General features: G+C 31.8%; 4 protein-coding genes. All 4 read right to left on the reverse strand.

Annotated features, from left to right (window positions below; translation table 11 throughout):
* On the reverse strand, positions 1–390 hold a 390-nt coding region (locus tag J7G74_RS09890), incomplete at its 3' end, for a cyclodeaminase/cyclohydrolase family protein (RefSeq protein WP_297134758.1).
* Positions 391–494: 104 nt separating this feature from the next.
* Positions 495–1,760, reverse strand: a complete 1,266-nt coding sequence (hutI, locus tag J7G74_RS09895) for an imidazolonepropionase (protein WP_297134760.1) — start codon at positions 1,758–1,760, stop codon at positions 495–497.
* Between the two features lie 45 nt (positions 1,761–1,805).
* Positions 1,806–2,699, reverse strand: a complete 894-nt coding sequence (gene ftcD / locus J7G74_RS09900) for a glutamate formimidoyltransferase (protein WP_297134762.1) — start codon at positions 2,697–2,699, stop codon at positions 1,806–1,808.
* 181 nt (positions 2,700–2,880) lie between these two features.
* Positions 2,881–4,380 (reverse strand): urocanate hydratase (locus J7G74_RS09905; protein WP_297134764.1); only part of this gene is annotated, 1,500 nt, incomplete at its 5' end.

Here is a 4,380-nt window from a genome sequence, read left to right on the forward strand (position 1 = left end):
AGATAAAGTAGCTGTTTGATATGGAACTTGTATAGAATATAAAGTTGCATCAGCTAAAGCTTTATTTCTTTCCATAATTTCTTTGAAAGTATCCTTTGGCATTTTTAGAGCTTTCATAAATGCATTAAAAGATTTTGTATCTTCATCAACTAATTCATTCAATTTTTCTCTCATGTCTCCTAGACTATCAAATCTAGTTTTAAATTCTTCTTTTATATTTTCATCTAAAGCTTCATATTTTTTCTTTCCAAAACTTAGATGTGCCATCATTCTAGCCAAACCAGCACCTATATCACTAGCTAGAGCTGCTACTGATCCTCCTCCTGGTGCAGGTGAGTTAGAGTCAACTTCTTTAACAAAGTTATCTACCGTCATATCTATTAATTTCATTGATTTCCCCCTATATAAAATCCTTTAACAATAATTTATTCTTATCTGATTATTATTTATATAAACTTAATTTTATTACTTTACTATAGTTCTATATTTCCAGTTTAGTAAACTACATGCTTATTATCTACTACAAGTTTGCCTTCCTTATAAACTCTATCTATATGGTTTATTCCAAAATGATACATTAGATATTCCAAATTAGGAGCATCAAATATAGCTATATCAGCTTTTTTACCAACTTCAATAGATCCAATTTCATTTGCTCTATCTATACAGTGAGCAGCATTTATAGTTACAGCAGTTAATACTTCATTTGGTGTCATTTTTAAATTTAAACATCCAAGTTGCATTACAAATTGTAAATTTTCACTTGGACAACTTCCTGGATTGTAGTCACTTGATAAACTAACCGGAACATCCATATCTATCATTTTTCTACCATCAGCAGATTTTTTGTTTAAATTAAACGATGTACCTGGAAGAATATTTGCTATTACATTGTTTTTACATATGTCTTGTAATCCTTGATCGCTGGCAGCCATTAAATGATCTGCCGATACACAGCCAAGTCTTGCAGCTAACTCTGCTCCTCCTATAGGAACTATTTCATCAGCATGTATTTTTAATTTAAATCCTAATTCTTTTGCTTTACTTAGGATATATTCACTCTCTTCAACAGAAAATACTCCTTCTTCACAGAATACATCACAAAACTCAGCAAGACCTAATTCCTTGACCTTTGGCATCATTTCTTCTACTAATATTTTGATATATGCTTCATTATTTCCCTTATATTCTTGCGGGATAGCATGAGCACCTAGGAAAGTATGAACTAAGTCAACTGGATGATTTTTATCTAACTTATGAGCAACTTCTAATTGTTTTATTTCTGTTTCTAACTCTAATCCATAACCACTTTTTTCTTCTACAGTAGTTACACCAAACTCTAGCATTCTATCTAAACTTTTCTTGGCCTTATTATATAATTCATCAAAAGTAGCATTTTTAGTAGAGTTAACTGTACTTAAAATCCCTCCACCTTCTTGAAGAATTTGTATATATGGCACCCCATTTAATTTCTTTGAAAACTCATTTTCTCTAGAACCTCCGTGAATCAAATGAGTATGTGAGTCAATTAATCCTGGTGTAACTAAAAGTCCATTTGCATCATCAACTTTAGTATGTTCATCAACTAATTTTAAATATCCATCTCCAGTGCCTACTTCATATATTTCACCACTAGATACTGCTATATAAGCATCTTCAATGATATCTAGCTCGTTCATTTCCCTTCCTACCCTAGGAAAAAATGAACCTTGCATAGTTACTAACTTACCTATATTTTTTATGATCAAATCTATCTTCATATTTATACCTCATTAATATTTATCAGTAATATATTAATTACAAAATTACTCCATTAAACTTGTTTCTAATACTTTGTCTAATGAGAAATTTTCTAATCCTAAATAATATGCAGCAACGTCTATTAAGGCTTCCATAGGGCAAAGTCCAACTATTTCACTACCTGTAACATTTACACCATATCTTCTAGCTTCCATTTTTACTGTTTCAAATGCTCTATACATTGCAGTTTTACTGTAATCAGTTAAGTTCATAGTAACTTGAGTAATGTTTCTCTCAGGTATTTCAACTGGACCTGCTTTTATAAATCTATATCCTCCACTTGAATGTCTTATAGTTTTTGCTATTTTGCTAGCGATTTCTATATTTGGAGTATCTAAGTTTATATTGTAAGCTATAAGAGGTTTTCTTGCTCCAATAGCTACTGCACCAGCAGTTGGATGTTTTTTAGCTTCTCCAAAGTCAGGAGCCCAGTTTTCATCCTCAAATTTAGCATCTAAACCTTCATACTCACCTTTTCTTACAGTTGCAAGGTTTTCTCTTTCAGGTTTTGTTGCAGCAGCTTCATATAAAAACACTGGTATTTCATATTCTTTTGCTACCATATCTCCAAGTTCTCTTGCAAGTTTTACACAGTCATCCATATTCATTCCTTTGATTGGTATAAATGGACAAACATCTGTTGCTCCAAATCTTGAATGTTGACCTTTGTGAACATTCATATCTATTACATCTTTAGCTACTCCTATTGCTTCAAATATAGCATTTTTAACAGCTTGTGGTTCTCCTATTACAGTAACTACAACTCTGTTATAATCTTTATCAGCTTCATAATTAAGTAATTTTACGCCTTCTTTTCCTCTTAAAGGACTTACTATCTTTTCTATTTTTTCTAAATCTCTACCTTCACTAAAATTTGGAACACATTGTACTATTGCCATGTCCTTTTCCCCCTGTTTTTATAAATATTTAAGATATTTTTATTTAGCAATTAATAAATTTACTTATTATTTAAATAAATTTATTAATTATTAACTTATTAATAAATTCACTTGAAGGCTTTACTTTTATTTAAAGCCTTCATTTTTATCTATTCAATTTATAAAATTAATATTCAAATTTTTATTCAAATTCCTTATCTCCAACAACTTCTTCTATTAAATCTTCATTTACTAAGAATGGTAGAGTTATATGATCTTTTCCTTCACACATCTTATTATATTCTATAACTGTTGTTATAGAGTTTTCATTTCTAGCCCAAGCACGTCTAGCAACTCCACTCATAACATCCCAAGGCATTGAAGTTCTAAGTATATCATCTACTCTTTGAGAACCATCTAGCACCATACCAAATCCACCATTTATAGATTTACCTATTCCAACTCCTCCACCATTGTGAAGAGCAACTAAACTCATACCTCTTGCGCAGTTTCCTGCGAAACAATGAGTAGCCATATCAGCCATTATATTACTTCCATCTTTTATATTAGAAGTTTCTCTAAATGGAGAATCTGTTCCTGATACGTCATGATGGTCTCTCCCCATCATAACTGGTCCTATTTCTCCACGTCTTACCATATCATTGAATTTAAGTGCTATATTAGTTCTTCCCATAGCATCTTGATATAGTATTCTTGCTTGAGTTCCAACTACTAAATTATTTTTCACTGCATCTCTTATCCAAATCCAGTTATCTCTGTCTTGATATCTTCTATCTGGATCTATACAGCTCATAGCAACTTCATCTGTTTTCACTAAATCTTCATGTTTACCACTTAAGCATACCCATCTAAATGGTCCATATCCAAAATCAAATAATTGTGGCCCCAAAATATCTTCCACATAAGATGGGAATATAAATCCATCTTTTTCATCTACTCCATTTTTAGAAATTTCTTTACACCCAGCATCATATACTGCCTTCATAAAACTATTTCCATAATCAAAGAAGTAAACTCCTCTATCATGTAATGTTTTTATTAGTTCAAAATGCTTTCTTAAAGTTTCATCTACTAAAGTAGCAAATTTTTCTGGATCATTAGCTAAAAGTTCTGTTCTTTCTTCAAAACTGATTCCTTGTGGACAATATCCTCCATCATATACTGCATGACAAGAAGTTTGGTCAGATAATAAATCTATATGAATATTGTTATCTACTGCATGTTGAAGTAAATCAACTATATTACCATGATAAGCTATAGCACAAGGTTCTTCTGCTTCCATTTTTTCATGAGCTAGTTTGAAAGCTTCTTCACAAGTTTCAGCAACCTTACTTACCCATCCTTGAGTATATCTAGTTTCTATTCTTGAATAATCAACTTCAGCTATTATACCAACTCCACCTGCTATTTCTACTGCTTTACCTTGAGCACCACTCATTCCACCAAGACCAGAAGTAACGAATAATCTTCCAGTTAAATCTTTGTCTTGTGGTATTCCAAGTTTTAATCTACCTGCATTTAAGATAGTTGAATAAGTTCCATGGACTATACCTTGTGGCCCTATGTACATCCATCCACCAGCAGTCATTTGACCATAATTTGCCACACCTATTGCAGTTGCTCTCTTCCAATCTTCTTGGTTATCAAACATACCTACCATAAGTGAGTTTGTAAGTATTAC

This window comes from Terrisporobacter sp. (genome assembly GCF_017888745.1).
In the GTDB taxonomy this organism is placed as follows: domain Bacteria; phylum Bacillota; class Clostridia; order Peptostreptococcales; family Peptostreptococcaceae; genus Terrisporobacter.